Source organism: Pedobacter suwonensis (assembly GCF_044762335.1).
Lineage (GTDB): Bacteria > Bacteroidota > Bacteroidia > Sphingobacteriales > Sphingobacteriaceae > Pedobacter.
In genome coordinates, this window is the sequence record NZ_JBIWEB010000002.1 from 233,406 (window position 1) to 251,454 (window position 18,049).

Genomic DNA, 18,049 nt, shown 5'->3' on the forward strand with positions numbered 1-18,049 from the left:
TTATTTATAACGCTGCCAAGCCATTCTTTACCTATGGAAAATATTTTTAAAATAATTTAATTTCCATGGGGTAATTTCCTTTTCTTTCTTGTTTGTATAATCGTATGGCCATCATTGGTCACACTGTTTTATGACCAAACACAACTATACTACCTTTACAACAAGCGATTTTTTAGAAAATCCCGGTTTTTTGCGTTATGTAAAATATCAGCTGCCAGAAGATAGGCTTTTCTGGGAAAACTGGCAGAAGGCACAACCGCAAAACCTTGATGCATTTTCGGATGCGGAATTGCAGCTGCGACTAATGCTCAGTCCAAAGCCTTTTAAAACTTCTATCCATTTAGAAGAAAACCTGTTAACAGCCATTCATCAGTCTATCGCAAAGGGACAAAGAAAAATAAAAATCAGCAGGCAAAAATACTTTTGGGCAGGAGGGCTGGCCGCCAGTTTAATCGTGGCATTATTTATCGGCTGGTTCCTGAATTCTACCGTGAGTATTCATACGGCTTTTGGTGAACAAAAAAAGATTGCGCTGCCAGATGGTTCTGAGGTGATTTTAAATGCCAACTCTACCTTGAGTTATCCACGGGCTTATGCGTGGAAAGAAAACAGGGCAGTTAAACTGGAGGGGGAAGCCTATTTCAAAGTCAAACACCTCAATCATAACACCGCTCATATCAAAGCCGGCGAATTATTTAAGGCAGAGACCAGGACTATAGAAGTGCAGGTTTTAGGTACCACGTTTAATATAAAGGAAAGACGTGGTATGGCTCATGTTGCCCTGGTTGAAGGTAGTGTGCGGGTACGGGCTGTAAAAACCGGACAGCATTACCAGATGTTTCCTGGCAATGTGGTACAGGTAAATAGTCGCAACGGTTTGCTAACGGTAGAAAAACGAGGTTCGTTACAGCAATCAGCCTGGACAGATGGTCGTTTAATCGTTAACCAAACCACGGTTAACGAAATCCTGCGAAATTTCGAAGATGTTTATGGGTACCGGGTGATTCTGGATGATCCGGCACTTGGTGAGAAAAAGATTGATGGCAGCATCTCAATCAAAAGCGAAGAGGGCTTGCTCTTTACCCTGAGCCATATTTTAAATGTAAATATCCAAAAACAAGGCAAGGTTATTTATCTCAGACGCAGATAAATGCCGGCCCATATTATCAACAAACAACCAAACTAATCAAACATGAACAAAAACTTTACCAGACCCCTTTATTTTCTACTGGTGGTATTGCTGGCTTTTGGTGCTGCATTCCATGCGGCTGCGCAAGATCAGCAAATCAGCCTGCAACAGGCACTTGATGCCATTTCGAAAAAATACAAAACCAAGTTTGCTTACGAACACAGTATTGTACAGGGAAGAACAGCATCTACGGCAAGTTTGAAGGCCAAATCGGTAGATGAAGCGCTAAAAAATGTATTATATCCTAACAATTTATTATTCCTTTATGTAAGCGAGGGAAATTATACCATTGTGAGCCGAGACGCAAAAGGCCTTGGCATAAATGCCCAGACTAACCTGCCTGAGGGAAGCGCAAGCAACAACAGCAGTAACGAATTTTACATCTCCGGACAGGTTACGGATGAAAACAGTAATCCGCTGCCTGGCGTTACCATCAAATCCAACGGATCTAACAGGGCAGTTACTACCGACGGAAACGGAAAGTATTCGATTTTTGTACCAAATACGACTACGTCTGTTAGTTTTTCTTATCTGGGTTACCAAACCAGTAACTTACCGGTAACAACCAATACCGCAAATCTCAACGTATCGCTTACGCCTGCGGGAGGCAATCAATTGCAGGATGTAAACATCGTTTCCAATGGTTACCAGGTTTTACCTAAAGAGCGGTCAACCGGAGCAGCATCTGGAGTAACGGCAGAAGACCTGAAAAAAATCCCTACCCCGAACGTGGTACAGCGTTTAGAATCACTGGTGCCTGGATTAAAGGTTACCTTAAACTCTGACAACATGTTTACTTATGGGACTACGCAGCAAGGGATCAATTCTTCAACCCGCGCATTAGGTAGGGCTGATTACAACATGGAAATCAGGGGCAATAATACCCTTAAAGGAGAAAGCTTTCCGCTGGTAGTAGTAGATGGTGCCATTATGGAATTAGATTTAGCAACTATCAACCCAAATGATATTGCCAATATTTCGTTTTTGAAAGATGCTGCGGCAGCTTCTATATGGGGAACACGTGCTGCAAATGGGGTAATTGTAATTACCACAAAAAAAGGTAAAACCGCGCAGGCACCAACCATCAGTTTCTCTATGACGGCTGCCATAGCCAATCGTCCGGATTTGGGTTACCTCAAAATGATGAATGCTGCACAGACAATTGCTTATGAGCAAGACTTAGTGGCCAAAAATTTAATTTTTGCGCCCAGTGCAACCTCTGCTTTAAGTGGCCCTGTTGCTGAAGCAACCGACCTGACTTTTAAATTAAAAGCCGGAACGATTACTCAAGCCGCCTATGATGCAGCCATCGGCCGCCTGAGCGCCAGAGATAACCGTTCGCAAATAGATAATTACCTTTTGCGTCCTTCAAATAACCAGCAATACAACCTTTCGGTAAGTGGCGGAGGTAAGAGCAGTGATTATTTCTATTCTGCTTCTTACAGTAAAGAAAATCCTTATACTAAAGGGACTGAAGGCCAGCGTTTAACTTTAGCAATGAACAATAATTTCAAATTGTTTAAAGTAGCCACATTATCTGCAAATTTCAGGGCCTCCTTTTTTAAATATAAAACCGGTGCAGTAAGCCTTACCAACCTGCTCTCGCCATCGGCCAGTACCTTTATGCCTTATAATCAATTCGTAGATGCCAACGGCAACCGCGTGGCTTATTCTACCGCTTATTACGCCGGCTGGGTAGAGAACCTGCAAAACCAGGGTTTCCTGAACTGGAAATACAACGTTCTTGATGAGATGGATAATGTAGACAACTCACAAAATGAAAACAATTATAATTTCAACCTGAACCTGAATGTCCCCATCTTTAAAGGTTTATCTGCAAATGCTCTTTTTGCCAATGAAAGGAGCTTTGGTTATACCAAAAACTATTATAACGAATCAACTTTTTATTACCGCAATTTGGTAAACACCTACACCCCGATACCTACTTCAGGCAGAGCGGCAAACAGCATAGGACTGGCACCTGGTAGTGGGATCTTAAGCAATATCAATGGTAGTAATAACAACTATACCTTAAGAGGGCAGTTAAACTACGACCGTACTTTGGGCAATGATCACCAATTAACCATGATTGCCGGTTCTGAGATCCGTCAAACCAAAGCAGGGCAGGGAACAAATGTGCTTTATGGTTACAATACCGGAAACGGGATTTCCAGAGCGGTAAATTTCTTTACACCTTATGCCACCGTTCAGGGTTTTAACCAGGGCTTGGCAGGTAATCCAACACAACAGGATAAGGTAAGAAGGTACCTTTCCTACTACAGTAACGCTGCCTATACCTATAAAGGAAAATATACCCTTTCAGGAAGTGTGCGTTATGATGATTACAATAACTTTGGGGTAGATCGTAAATTCCGTGCTACGCCGCTTTGGTCTTCCGGTTTAAAATGGGATGCCAAAAAAGAATCCTTTTTACAACATGAAAATTGGCTAAGCAGCTTGAGTTTGCGCGCAACTTATGGCGTAAATGGAAATATCTCCACAAACACTTATCCCTTTACCTGGATCAGTTTAGGTTCTGGCGATGTTGCTACCGGCTTACCGAATGCCAGTATTATAGCACCTGCCAATCCGGAGTTAAGATGGGAGAAAACAAATGTGGCCAACTTAGGAATTGATTTTGCGTTATGGGATAACCGTTTGTCGGGTTCGGTAGATGTGTACAGCAAAAGGGGGAAAGACCTGTTTTACGAGTTCCCGATTAACGGAACCTATGGTTTTACCAGTATTTTTAGAAACACCGCTTCTTTATCGGGGCATGGTATGGAATTTAGCCTGAATGGCACTATGATCCGCGAGAAAGATTATGAGTGGAACGCCGGGCTGAATTTTGCCTATAATACAAACAAGATAACCGATACGCGTTTTGTTGTCAATTCTTCCTTTTTTTCTAACCCGGCATTCGGCGGGGTTCCTTTAGATGGTTATGCATCGGATAAAATATTTGTGTTCCGCAATGCTGGATTAGATGCCAACGGATTAACACAGGTATACGACCAGAATGGAAACAAGGTTGCCGCCAATCAGAATGTAACCTCTATTGATGCCTTAGCCTATGCGGGCCGTAAAACCCCACCATATTTTGGTAGTTTTAATACCTCATTCCGGTACAAAGCATTTACCTTAATGGCGGTAGCTACTTACCAATTTGGCAACGTTTTCATGCGCCCAACCATTTCTGCCTATCCTTCTTCCCGCCAGGGTACCAAGTATGATCTGCATGAAGATATCACCAGACGTTGGACCAAAGCAGGTGATGAGGCCTTTACCAATGTACCAGGTGCAGCAGGTGCTTTCGCACCAACCAGTTTATTGCGCTATCAGCAATCAGACATTAACGTATTAAAGGGTGATTATATCCGATTGCGTGAGTTATCCCTGAGTTACCAGATTCCGGTAGAAAAATTAAAATTTATGAGGGCTGCCGATGTGGGCTTCTCGGTAAGAAATCTAGGTTTAATTTGGAAGGCCAACAAAGAAGGCCTTGATCCTGATTTTGCAGGCAGTTTAAATTCCTCTACATTGGGACTTCCTTCACCGTTATCTTATAACTTATCCCTTAATGTGAACTTTTAACCAACAACGATAATGAATCCAAAATATAAAATCCTTACTTTTCTTTTAGCTACTGCCACATTGGCCGGATGTAAGAAGTTTGTTGATATTAAAACCCAGGGACAGCTGGTACCCAATCAAACCATCAATTACCGTTATCTGTTAAACAATACTTCTAATTTTGAAACGGTAGCTAACCTGTCTGATTTCGCTTCGTCGGATATCAATCTCAATGATGCGGCGCAACAAACAGCACTTTCAGGATCGCTGAATTACAATTATCTTGTAGCCAGCTATACCTGGCAGCCGGTGATTTATCCTTTAGGATCAAATATTGAACAAGATCCAAACTGGATCCGTCTGTACAATAATGTTTTGAACTGTAATACCATCATTAATGAATTGCCCGGCAGCGACGGCACTCAGGCGGAAAAAGATGCTTTAACCGCTGAGGCACTGGTACACCGCGCAGATACTTACCTGAACCTGGTAAATACCTATGCCAAACCCTACAATGCCGCAACTGCAGGAACTGATTTGGGTGTACCCTTAATCCTGGTACAAACCCTGAGTCAGAAGCTAAACCGTGCCTCTGTACAGGAGGTGTATAACCAGATCATTAGTGACCTTACTAAAGCACTCCCGGCGCTTCCAGAAACGCAAGCCTATAATACCCTTCCTTCAAAAGCTTCGGCCTATGGCGAACTGGCCCGTTGTTACCTGATGATGAACGATTATGCAAATGCTGGCAAATATGCTGATGAAGCCCTTAAATTGAGAAGTACCCTGAACGATTTGTCAACGATCACAACTGTGAGCAGTGCAAATTACCCCAGAAGAATCACAGATCCTGAAATTCTGTTATCCAAGGTACCGGTTAACAGTTCTTTGAACTTTTTTCCTACTGTATTAAAACCTAGTGACGAGTGGTTCAATTTACTAGGTACTAAAGATCAGCGTTACGCGTTCTTTACCACGCCGGCAGCAACCATATCCCCCAGCTTGACTGGCAGGGTTTACACCAAAGAACGTGCGATAGGAGAGACCCGTAATGAAGGGCCTTCTGTGCCGGAGATGATGCTGATCCGTGCTGAAGCTTATGCACGTGCCAATGATGCGACCAATGCAATGATCTCGGTAAACAACCTTCGGGTTAAAAGATTTAAAACTGCAGATTATACACCCTTAACGGCTACTGATGCGAATGACGCCCTGAACAAGGTGATTGATGAGCGCCGACGTGAATTTTTTGGTATTTCGCTTCGCTGGTGGGATATGCGCAGGTTAACTAATCAAACGAATTTTCAGCGAACTTACACACGTGTATTTAACGGCACCACGTATACGCTGGCACCAAACAGTAACCAATATGTATTTCCAATTGCTGAATATTTCCGTTCATTAAACCCTGAACTGGAACCCAATCCATAATTATTATAAATGATATGAGGATGTAATTTTAAATCTGATTTGTCATGTTGAGCCTGTCGAAACGCCTTATAAAAATTAAAATTGCGTCTTTCGACAAGCTACCATTGACAGCATCCAAAAAAGGGCGTCATTGCGAGGAGAAACGACGAAGCAATCTATCATGCTAGAGATTCTTGCTATAAAGATTGCTTCCCCGTAAAGTCGGGGCAGGCTGTCGGCTGAAAAAGCCTTCTCGCAATGACGATCCTCAAAAAGATTTATTTCCATTAAAACCTACTGTCATTTATATTAATTTTTATAAAATAAATTATCCCTCAGGATGACATTTATACCCATAGTAAAATCTCACTTAATTAAAAACATGTTAAAAAAAATCTTGTTTCTGCACATTTTACTGGCGTTCTCCCTTGCTGTTTTTGCGCAATCTCCGGCAGCGTTTAAGGTATTTCCTGAAAGGCCTGAAAGTGGTAAGGCCTTAACCATTACTTACGATGCTTCGCAGACCGTATTATCGGGTAAAAAGCAGGTAAGTGCAGTTGTTTACCAGTATATTAATTACAAATGGAAAGCTGCTGACCTAAAATTGGAAAGCGTTCAAAATCTTTGGAGGGCCACCTTTAATGTGTCCGCAGATTGTGGTTTTTTGGGTTTTAAATTTACTTCCGGAGAACTTACCGATAACAATAGGGACCAGGGCTATTTTGTGATGTTATCTGACGCTAAGCGTAAAGGGCTGATTGCTCCGGGTGGCTATGCCGGTTGGGGCATGGCCCGTTCACCAAAATATGGCATGGATATCCCGAATTATATCAAATTTGAAGGCATCAGCGATTCTGCTACCTATCATTGGCTTAACCAGGAAATCAGTTACAACCAGCCATCAAAGTCTATGCTGGCTTATCTCTACGCTTCAGCCTTAAAAAACACTTATAAAGAAAGTGCAACGCCGCGTTTACAGCGGGTAATGGCTTACTTGAAAAGGCCTGAGGCTAGTGAACTGGACTTGTTCAACGGACGCCGGATAGCACAATATCTTTTAAATGATAAAAATCTGGCTGATTCTATTGAAAAAGTCTGGGCGCAACGTTTTCCAAAAGGAAGCCTCGCCCGAATAGCTGCCTATAAAAAGATTGGACAAAGCCGTGATATCGCTACAATTTTGGCTGCCTCAGAAAGGTTTCTGGAAGATTTCCCCGAATATCAAAGCAGCCCGGAAATAGATGCCCAGAATCGCATCAGTTATGGCATGGTTTATCAAAATATCATGGTGTTTGGTGCCATGCAACATCCGAACGGCAATGAAGTAGCGCATTATGTAGATTCTTTAACGTTCGAATCCCTGCCAAATGTATATTATAAGCTGATCCAGATCCCTTATGACAAAGGAAATCTGAACCGTTTAAAGGAATATTCAGATCTTTTGGTGAAAAGATTTGAATACTTCAAAATGCATCAGCCGGAAAGTATGGCTTACCTCTCGCCAATAGAATGGCAGAAAGAATATCAGCGGCTTTTTGTACTTAATGTGTCAAGGGTATACGCTGGTTTACTAAATAAGGCTGGTCTTTATGCTCAGGCGCTTCGCATTACACAAGAGGCCCAACAAATTCAGCATTATAAGCAGGCTGCGATCAATAATGAGCAGGCCATTGCCCTTCAAAAACTGGGTAAAAGTGCTGAACTCGAAAAACTGCTGATCAAAAGCATGTTCGAAAATCAAAGTTCTACTGAAATGACGACCATGCTCAAAGCTTTATACATCAAACGGAAAAAATCAGCTTCCGGTTTTGAAGCTTACGTAGAATCACTTAAAAATCCTGCAGATTTGCAGAAAAATCATGAAGAACTAAAAGCCAGGATGATTAAAAAGGAAATGCCTGCATGGAGCATGAAAGATCTGAAAGGAAATACGGTTACCCTGGCCGGGCTTAAGGGAAAAACGGTTGTAATGGACTTTTGGGCCACCTGGTGTGTACCCTGTAAAGCTTCTTTCCCCGGTATGAAACTGGCCGTAGAGAAGTATAAAAACGATCCGGATGTGGTTTTTCTTTTTGTGGATACTGAAGAATATAAAGCTGGCTTCCAGGCAGAAGTAGCTAAATACATCAAAGATAATCAATATCCTTTTAAGGTTTTGTTTGATAACCAAACCGAAGGTGCTAAAACCAATGATGAAGTATTCAGTCGTGTGGCCAAGACCTTCACTATTTCGGGTATTCCGCAAAAGCTGATTATTGATCGAAACGGCTATTTAAGGTTTATTTCCATTGGATACGGAGGGAGCGCGACGGCCCTGGCCGATGAAATTTCAAGCCTGATTGAACTGACCAAAAGCGCAAACTAATGGAAAGAAAAATCATCTCCTTAATTGTGCTATTGTTATGTGGTCATTTTACATATGCGCAAAGTTATCGTTCAGAAGACGTAATCTTTAGTTCGGCAAAAGACAGCATCACTTACGGTGGCACCTTAACCATTCCGTCGGGTAAGGGACCATTTACGGCTATTGTAATCGTTTCGGGTACGGGAAAACAAGATCGTAATGGTACGATGGGTGGGCACAAGATTTTTCTCGATATCGCAGACGGGTTATCCAAAAACGGTTATGCTGTACTCCGGCTTGATGATCGGGGCGTTGGAAAAACCAGCGGTGTTTACGAGCAGGCTACTACACTCGATTTTGCTAATGACGCCCTTGCTGCGGTAGGCTATCTACGCGGCCGTAAAGAAATTAAAGCCAAAAAGATCGGTTTGCTGGGGCATAGTGAAGGGGGCATGGCCATCAGCATTGCAGCGGCAAAAAGTAAACATGTAGCTTTTCTGATCAGTATTGCCGGTTTAGCTTCAAACGGATTAGATGCCTTGATTCGACAGAATAGAGATTTGGTTGCAAACTCGCAACTTCCCGATTACGACAAAGCCCGTTCTAATCAGATCAATGAACTGATGTTTCAAACGGCCTACAAGTATGCAGACTCAGCCAATATGGAGGCAAAATTAAATGAAACCTATAACCTGTGGAAGGTAAAAGATGATGCTTATTTCAAAACGTTAAACCAACCTTTTGATCACTTCCGCTTTCCCGTATACAGTTATGTGAAAATGGCTACCAGTTCATGGTACCGCTTTTTTATTCAATATCATGCGGTAAAAACACTTGCACAGATTAAGGTGCCTGTATTGGCTTTAAATGGTGACCGTGACTTCATGGTGGCCGGAAAAGAAAACCTGTTGCATTGGAAAGAATATTCGCGGCAGGGTGGAAATACCGATGTAGAAACGGTGCTGATCCCCAATTTAAATCATTTGTTTTTACCCTGTGTTACCTGTAACCAGGCTGAAATTCCTACGATCAAAACCGGCTTTTCAGATGTAGCCATGAAGCTCATGGTCAATTGGCTGAAGAAAAAATTTTAGATTAGTTAATGATTATAGGTCGGTGAGCAGGATTGCGCCGGCCTTATTTTTTTAAATTTAAATTAAAAAGGCTATGGAGGTGGCTACTGGAACCGATTTTAAATAGGGTTGATTTCTACGGTTTATAAGACCTTCTGATTGAATTATTACCATCCGATAATAAATAATTGTATCTTTAATCTCCAAACAGCTATGATTTAAGGTATTTCTTTTTATTTTCTAGCTTATCGTTTAATCATATCAATGAAAAGAATAATGCGTAAAGAGATCGCTAAGCTTATTATATACGGTGTTTTCTTTACGCTTTCTTATCTAAATCCATTAAACGCGCCAGCGCAGCAGTTTTCTAACCTCGGAATCGAACAGGGCTTATCAAATAATACAGTTACCACCATCTTTAAAGACAAATTGGGATTCATGTGGTTTGGCACCTTAGATGGGTTAAACCGATATGATGGATATAAATTTGATATATTCAGGCACCGGTTCGGGAATCCGAATTCGCTTCCTAACGATATCATTATGGCGTTAAATGATGATCACTACGGAAATATATGGGTAGGTACCCAAGCAGGATTGGCTGTCTTAGATCATAAGACTTTAAAATTCTCAAACGTTACATTTAAAAATTTCGCGGGTAGGAAATTGCCTGTAAATAATTGGATAAATGATATTAAAAAAGATCAGAAAGGAAATCTGTTTGTGGGAACGGATGTTTCCGGATGCTTATTCTTCAACTCCGGATCAAAGGAAGCTGTACAAATCCCTGTTTTAAACTACCACAATAAAACATTTAACTACTCAGTAAACGCCATCGACCTGAGTGATAGAAATAACCTTTGGGTTGCAACTGATAAATTCGGTTTATGCAGATATGATGAAATACAAAAGGCTTTTGTACAAGTATATAAACCTCAGCAACCTGTTGTATCCATTCAGAACGATGGTAGGGGATGGCTATGGGTGGGGACCACTTCAGGATTATACCATTATCAGATCAGTAAAGGCGAATATGCTAAATTTATTGCCAAAGAAACAGAGGTAAATAATGCTAAAATTACCAATTGCTTTCTGGATCGTAAAAACATCCTGTGGGTAATGACTGATGGGGAAGGGATCATCAAAATCAATGTAGATGGAAGTTATGCTATATTTAAAAAGCATGATGATGGCTTCTCTTTATCCAGCAATAATTTATACACTTTTTTTGAAGATGAGCAATCGAGAAAATGGATCGGCACTTTTAGAGGGGGGATTGATATTCTAGACGCAAAAAAACACAAATTCCGAACCTATGCTAAAATTCCTTACAAGACAAACAGCCTGGCTAATAATTTTACGTTTTCATTTTGTGAAGATAAAAATAAGGATATCTGGATCGGGACAGATGGTGGAGGACTTAGTTTATGGATGAGAAAAACCAATTCATTTAAAAATTTTACCTATCAAAGCGGAGATTTAAATGACAATTGCATCACCAGTGTGGTTAATCACCAAAATGAAATATACCTGGCAACATACCGGCACGGTGTAGCTAAATACAATGCAGAAAGCCATAAATTTGAGGCTGTTCCGTTTCAGTCAAGAAACAAATTTAATTGCGTTTGGAAACTATATAACGACCAAAAGGTCCAGCTGTGGGCGACGGTACTTCGCGGAGTAGAAAATGGGAAAGAAAAGAATGCCTTATTCATCTATAATGATGTTCTGCATACTTTTATGCCCGCCCCGTTTTCTGTAAATGAGGATATTATTACCATCACCGATGATGATAAGGAAAATTTATGGCTTGGGAGTTTTAATAGCCTTTTACATGCCAATAAAAATAAAGGGATAGATAAAACAATTCATTTAGGTACAGCAGTCAGATCGATCTATAAAGCACGATCTGGGATGTTATGGATTGGAACTTATGGACGTGGGCTGATGTGTTATGATGTTTTGAAAAATAAGTTCTTAAACTATACGGAAGTTAATGGTTTATGCAATAATAAGGTACTTAATATAGAGGAAGATGCTAAAGGAAATATATGGACCAGCACTTGCAATGGCTTATCAAAAATAAATCCAAAGACGGGTAAAATTCAAAATTTTTATGCAGCAGATGGCTTGCAATCAAATCAGTTTTACTTTAATGCTTCTGCCCATCTCAGTACGGGCGAGCTCATGTTTGGCGGCATCAAAGGATTTAATATATTTTCTCCCGATAGTTTAGTGGAATCTCATGATTTTCCTCCGTTGCTGTTATCTGAGTTGAGGGTTTCCAATACCACTATTGATACCAGAAGCGAGTTTGTATCTGGTGCCAATAATTTACATACTGTCAGTAAACTCGAGTTGCCATATAATAAAGCCGTATTATCGGTTGATTATGTAGCGCTGGAATACTCATTACCCGAAAAAATAAAGTATGCTTACTTTCTTGAAGGAAGAGACAAAGCATGGAATTATGTTAATGCACAACGAACGGTAAACTATTCTCATTTAAACGAAGGGCATTACCGGCTCAAAATTAAATCCACCAACGCATCTGGGATCTGGAATAAGCAGGAGCGGGTGATTGATATTACGGTTTTTCCGCCATGGTACAGAACATGGTGGGCGTATATCATTTATCTGATCTTATGCTTCTTAGTTATTTATGCCTATTACCATTATCAAAAAAAGCAGACAAAACTTAAATATGATATTAAATTTGAAAGAGAGCTCACTGATAAAAAAATTGAGTTTTTTACAAATATTTCGCATGAATTGAGGACACCAATTACTTTAATTGTTAATCCAGTCAAAAAGTTATTGCAGGTAAACGGAGATAACCCGGAGCTGGTAGACCTTAGTACAGTATATCGAAATGCCCAGCGAATGTTGAGTCTTGTTGATCAATTGTTGCTTTTTCGTAGCACCGACGATGAAATTTTGGCCTTTCAGCCCCAGCTTATCGATATTAAGGAGACTTGCCATGAGGTTTTTCTATGTTTCATCAACCAGGTCAAATCCAAAGATATCAATTATCAATTCAAGAGTCCAGATGTCATAACTAACATTCTTGCCGATCGTGAAAAGCTGGAACTGATCTTATTTAATATTCTTTCTAACGCAATAAAATACACCTCTCCGCATGGATCTGTCAGTCTGACCTTGAAAGAAACAGATACGGATATTCAGATTATCATTGCAGATACAGGTCGTGGTATACCAAAAGATACCGGTGACAAGCTATTTAAAAAGTTTTACAGATTGCCGCAAGATGGTCAGGAATCTGCTTCAGAAAGTGGATTTGGGATAGGACTTTACCTCGCCAAAAAATATGTGGAATTACATCACGGAGATCTAATTTATACCAGTGAAATTGGAAAAGGAACAGTTTTTTATGTGAGCCTGCCTAAAACTGTTGAAGCTGCAGGTGCTATAAAACCAGAGCTACCTAATGTTAAAAGAAGCTTAAACCCCATGCTGAAAGAATTGATGATCGATAGCAGCAATCAGGTAGATCAGAATCAGCCAAAAGCAGATGCGCATGTAATGGGCCTGATGAGTGATATAATTAGCGAAAAGCCGGTTTTGCTTTTAATTGATGATGATGACGAAATGCGGAATTACATCCGCGAAATTTTGGAAGATACCTTTATTATTTTTGAAGCTGACAACACTCAACGAGGATTTGAAATCGTTCTGGAAAATGAACCTGATCTGATCGTATGTGATGTGATCATGCGCGGCACCACCGGCATGGAGTTCTGCTCAAAGATAAAAGAATCGCCCTCTTTTAGCCATATTCCTGTAATTCTGCTCACCGGCAGTACTTCTCCCGAGATTAAATTAAAAGGGATTGAATGCGGAGCAGAGGATTATATTACCAAACCTTTTGAAAGTGATTTGTTAATAGCCAGAATAAAAAGTATTTTAAAAGGAAGAAGCACATTAAAAAAATATTTTTTCAACGAAATTACATTAAGAAATAATACCCTTAAAATTCCTGAAGAGTTTGGTGCTTTTCTATCAAAATGCATTGCAGTTGTAGAGGCCCATCTGGAGGATGAAGAATTTTCGATGAAAATTTTTACCGAAGAAATGTGCATGACGCGCACCACGCTTTCCAGAAAAATCAAATCTATATCGGGGCTTTCCAGTATAGAATTTATCAGGTATATCAGGCTGAGGAAAGGTGCTGAACTAATGATCCAGACGGAAATGCAGGTTAAAGAAATAGCCTATCAAATCGGCTTTCAGGATCTCAGGTATTTTCGCGAGCAGTTCAATAAGCTTTTTGGAATGAATCCCTCTGACTTTATTCGTAAATACCGGGGGAAATATGTTGAAAACCAGCATTTAAATCCCATTATTGGCAACAAACGTGCTAAAAGTTAAGCACATGTCTCATTAGGATTCATTTAATTCGCAATTTTTTTTCAGACTTTTATCTATCTACAATTGATACAGGTTTGGATAACTAATGGTTTTTTTTCCAAAATATAACGATACCTGGGCGGTCAGCATCTTTTCGCAGAAGAGGGACATCATTTTTAAATTGTCATTCTTACGGATAGTTATTTCATATCAATACAAAACACAAATCTTTTTGGCAAAATGGTAGTCTGCGGGAGATCGTCATTCCTAATTTGATTGTGAACCATTCAGTAGCTAAAGGAATAATCGAACTCATGTGATATAGGTCTATAAGCGCTTATTTGCTGAAGTGTTTATTATACTTTAATATAAGGTTTGAAAAAGGCCAAACCTTTCCTATTATAAATTAAACCGTATAAGTCAACTTCCGTATATCAATAGATAATAAATCTAACTTAAACGGTAAAATTATCCTTTTACCCCCCCTTCATTGCTACAATTGTCCCTCTTATGGTTTAATTATTACCACGACATTCGCTTATCGTCAACATCTTAATCAGGAATAACTAATTCAATTCAACCTCGAATTGATGTCTTCAGACTAAAGCAAACTAACCAATGAGAGATGATACTATAGTAGTAACACCTCAGCCGAAACATACCAAACAACCCCGGTCTTATCGGGAAACTAACCAAATTATATACTTCCTTTATTAAGGATAACACCTAACTCTTCAATTCAGATTAACCACAATAGGTTTGTAGCCAAACGAGATTTTATGTTCTGAATTTTAAAAAAAACCAGGTCGTTTTATGAATTATTTTCTACGCAAAGCAATTCCATGGACAAGGATAAAAGGTGCTGCCTTTGCACTTTTCTTAATCTTGTTCTTACAAAATCAATCTTACGCACACTTTACAAAAGCCGATAAAAACAAAACAAATAACGCTAGTGCTGCGGTAATTATTCCTTCCACAATTGAAAAGAAAACACTTAATTTCTTCAAACACACTGTAACAGGAAGGGTTACAGACGAAAAAAACCAGCCCTTACCATCAGTAACTGTTCTGCTAAAGGGTACAAAAACAGGGGCAAGTACTGATCCCGATGGCCGGTATAAAATCAGTGTACCGGATCATCAGGATACACTTGTTTTCAAGTTGATAGGGTACGAAACGCAGGAAATTGCAGTTAAAGGCGAATCGATTATTAACGTTCGTCTTACTGGCAAATCAAATGAACTTAATGAAGTGAGTGTTGTAGTGGCTTACGGAACACAAAAGAAAACTACTTTAGTGGGTTCAGTTACCTCTATCAATCCGAAAGAAATTAAAGGACCAACCAGTAATCTTACCACCATGCTGGCCGGTCGTATTCCCGGTGTAATCTCTTATCAGCGCAGCGGAGAGCCAGGTGCTGATAATGCCCAGTTTTTTGTTCGGGGTGTCGGAACATTTGGTGCAGGTAAAGTAGATCCATTAATTCTGATTGATGGTATAGAATCTACTACAACAGATCTTGCCCGGTTACAGCCTGATGATATTTCAGGTTTTTCGGTACTTAAAGATGCTGCAGCTTCATCTCTCTATGGTGCCAGGGGGGCAAACGGCGTCATTCTGATTGCGACCAAAACAGGTGGACAAGGCCGCACAAAATTTAATTTTCGCCTTGAAAATTCTATATCCACCAATACCCAAAACTTTGCACTGGCAGATAATATTACTTATATGAATCTGGCCAATGAAGCAGTATTGACCAGAAATCCACTTGGATCATTACCATATTCACAAAATAAAATTGACCATACCGCAGCAGGAGATAACCCTTACCTATATCCGAACAACAACTGGATCCATGAGTTAATTAAGGATTATACCTCAAACCGCAGATTTAATATGAATGCCTCTGGCGGATCGGAAAGGGCAAAATATTATCTGGCAATGACTTATAATACAGATAATGGTATACTCAAGAACAACGAGCTGAACAATTTTAATAATAACATTAAACTGAATTCATATTCTTTACTTTCTAATATCACCTTAAATTTTACGAAAAGTACAGAAGCGTTAGTAAGTCTTAAAGGGCAATTCGATAACTATAACGGACCAATTGGCGGGGGATCTGCTGTATTTAGCAATGCATTATACAGCAATCCTGTAGCCTTTCCTGCCATTTATCCCAGCAGTTACCTTCCTTACGCCACTCATCCATTGTTTGGTAATGCGGTCAATCCTGCCGGAGGTTTGTATGTCAACCCTTACGCACAATCCCTATCGGGGTATCAGGCCACAAATACCAGTACGCTTACTGCACAACTAAGTTTAAAGCAGAGCATGGACGAATTAGTTCCAGGTTTATCCGCGAGGCTGATGACATATACCACACGTTATGCTCAATTTTCTGTGGCACGGCAGTATAGTCCTTATTATTACACCTCAAATATATTAAATGGTCAATTTTCAGGTATATCCCTATTAAATGACGGTAACCCGGGATCGCCTGGCTCCATTCCAACCGAATACCTGACTTACAATCCAGGCACAAATACAGTAAACAGCACCATTTATGCTGAATTTGCCTTAAATTATTCCCATACTTTCGTAGAGAAGCATAATGTTGTTGGAATGTTAATTGGTACGATCAGAAATTACCTTACCGGTAATGCTTCTTCTCTACAATTATCACTTCCATCCAGAAACCAGGGAATGTCTGGAAGGTTTACTTACGGTTATGATAATCGTTATCTGTTCGAGTTCGATTTTGGATATAATGGTTCTGAACGTTTTGCGGCCAATCATCGCTTTGGTTTTTTCCCGTCAATCGGTGGGGGCTGGATTGTATCAAATGAAAAGTTTTTCAAACCTTTGACAAATACCATCAGTCAGCTTAAATTCAGATTCACATATGGTTTGGTGGGTAATGATCAGATTGGTGATGCCAATGACCGCTTTTTTTACCTGTCTGATGTAAACCTGAACGGTGGTACAAATGGAAATTTTGGAACCAATTACAACTATAGCCGGCCATCGGTTGCCATTAACCGTTACGAAAACCGCAGTATAACCTGGGAGAAATCAAAACAGTTAAACCTTGGTCTTGATATGGTAATGTTTAAAGATTTTACCATAACGATGGATGCTTACCAGCAAAAACGAAACAACATTCTGATGGTACGAAATACTTTACCGTCATCATTAGGCCTTCAGGCGGATGTTTCAGCGAATGTGGGGGAAGTATTGAGCAGGGGTATTGATTTAGCCCTTGATTATCATCACTCTTTTAATAATTCGATGTGGATACAGGCAAGGGGTACACTTACCTATGCTAAAAATAAATTATTGGCTAATGAAGAACCGATTTATCCAGACAATCTGAAAAATCTCTCTCGCGTAGGAAATTCTTTAGGCCAGATTTATGGACTTGTAGCAGAAAGACTCTTTATTGATGATGTGGAAGTGGCAAACTCGCCGATCCAAAGTTTTGGTGAGTACGGTGCAGGCGATATCAAGTACCGAGATATCAACGGAGATGGCAAAATTACCAATTCGGACTTCGTTCCAATGGGTTTTCCAACAACACCAGAAATTATTTACGGCGCTGGTTTTTCTGTGGGCTATAAGAATTTTGATCTTTCTGCTTTCTTCCAGGGATCTGCCCGATCATCATTCGTTATCAATTCATCCAATACTACTCCTTTCTATCTCAATGGTGGTAATCAGAATGGCCTCTTGCAAATTATTGCAGACGATCACTGGTCAGAAGATAACCGCAATTCTTACGCATTCTGGCCGCGTTTAAGCCCTACATTATCTTATAATAATAATCAGGTTTCTTCCTGGTGGCTGCAAAACGGTTCATTCCTTCGTTTAAAATCTGTGGAGCTGGGCTATAATATGTCGTCAAAACTTTTAAAAAAATTGGGTTTAGCCAATAGCCGCATATATGTTAATGGTTTAAACCTGCTTCGTTTCAGTTCCTTTAAATTATGGGATCCTGAAATGGGTACCTCCGGGCTGGGTTATCCTGTTCAGAGAGTGTTCAACATAGGGATTTTAGCAGGGTTTTAATTTAATCAGATAAATGGATCA

At 40.1% G+C, this 18,049-nt stretch carries 7 protein-coding genes; all 7 read left to right on the forward strand.

Annotation, left to right across the window (positions count from 1 at the left end; genetic code table 11):
- Positions 1-130 precede the first annotated feature (130 nt).
- The 7 genes from ACIQXP_RS04595 to ACIQXP_RS04625 all read left to right on the forward strand — a co-directional run bounded on the left by ACIQXP_RS04595 (position 131) and on the right by ACIQXP_RS04625 (position 18,028).
- Positions 131-1,150, forward strand: coding sequence for a FecR family protein (locus ACIQXP_RS04595; protein WP_293742449.1), 1,020 nt, complete (start codon positions 131-133; stop codon positions 1,148-1,150).
- A gap of 42 nt (positions 1,151-1,192) precedes the next feature.
- Positions 1,193-4,783, forward strand: a complete 3,591-nt coding sequence (locus ACIQXP_RS04600) for a SusC/RagA family TonB-linked outer membrane protein (RefSeq protein ID WP_387504641.1) — start codon at positions 1,193-1,195, stop codon at positions 4,781-4,783.
- Positions 4,784-4,795: 12 nt separating this feature from the next.
- Positions 4,796-6,193: a RagB/SusD family nutrient uptake outer membrane protein gene (locus ACIQXP_RS04605; protein ID WP_387504642.1), complete on the forward strand. Its 1,398-nt coding sequence runs from the start codon at positions 4,796-4,798 to the stop codon at positions 6,191-6,193.
- Positions 6,194-6,554: 361 nt separating this feature from the next.
- Positions 6,555-8,537 carry a TlpA family protein disulfide reductase gene (locus tag ACIQXP_RS04610; protein ID WP_387504643.1) on the forward strand — a complete coding sequence of 661 codons (1,983 nt, stop codon included), beginning with the start codon at positions 6,555-6,557 and terminating at the stop codon, positions 8,535-8,537.
- Positions 8,537-9,610 carry an alpha/beta hydrolase family protein gene (locus ACIQXP_RS04615; RefSeq protein WP_387504644.1) on the forward strand — a complete coding sequence of 358 codons (1,074 nt, stop codon included), beginning with the start codon at positions 8,537-8,539 and terminating at the stop codon, positions 9,608-9,610. The genes ACIQXP_RS04610 and ACIQXP_RS04615 overlap by 1 nt, the downstream gene beginning before the upstream one ends.
- 243 nt (positions 9,611-9,853) lie before the next feature.
- On the forward strand, positions 9,854-13,978 hold the full coding sequence (locus tag ACIQXP_RS04620; protein ID WP_387504645.1) for a two-component regulator propeller domain-containing protein: 4,125 nt from the start codon (positions 9,854-9,856) through the stop codon (positions 13,976-13,978).
- A gap of 792 nt (positions 13,979-14,770) precedes the next feature.
- Positions 14,771-18,028, forward strand: coding sequence for a SusC/RagA family TonB-linked outer membrane protein (locus tag ACIQXP_RS04625; RefSeq protein WP_387504646.1), 3,258 nt, complete (start codon positions 14,771-14,773; stop codon positions 18,026-18,028).
- The last annotated feature ends 21 nt before the right edge of the window (positions 18,029-18,049 follow it).

Bases quoted from the DNA above. Each gene is read 5' to 3' on its own strand.
- ACIQXP_RS04595 (WP_293742449.1), top strand. From the start codon at position 131: ATGACCAAACACAACTATACTACCTTTACAACAAGCGATTTTTTAGAA.
- ACIQXP_RS04600 (WP_387504641.1), top strand. From the start codon at position 1,193: ATGAACAAAAACTTTACCAGACCCCTTTATTTTCTACTGGTGGTATTG.
- ACIQXP_RS04605 (WP_387504642.1), top strand. From the start codon at position 4,796: ATGAATCCAAAATATAAAATCCTTACTTTTCTTTTAGCTACTGCCACA.
- ACIQXP_RS04610 (WP_387504643.1), top strand. From the start codon at position 6,555: ATGTTAAAAAAAATCTTGTTTCTGCACATTTTACTGGCGTTCTCCCTT.
- ACIQXP_RS04615 (WP_387504644.1), top strand. From the start codon at position 8,537: ATGGAAAGAAAAATCATCTCCTTAATTGTGCTATTGTTATGTGGTCAT.
- ACIQXP_RS04620 (WP_387504645.1), top strand. From the start codon at position 9,854: ATGAAAAGAATAATGCGTAAAGAGATCGCTAAGCTTATTATATACGGT.
- ACIQXP_RS04625 (WP_387504646.1), top strand. From the start codon at position 14,771: ATGAATTATTTTCTACGCAAAGCAATTCCATGGACAAGGATAAAAGGT.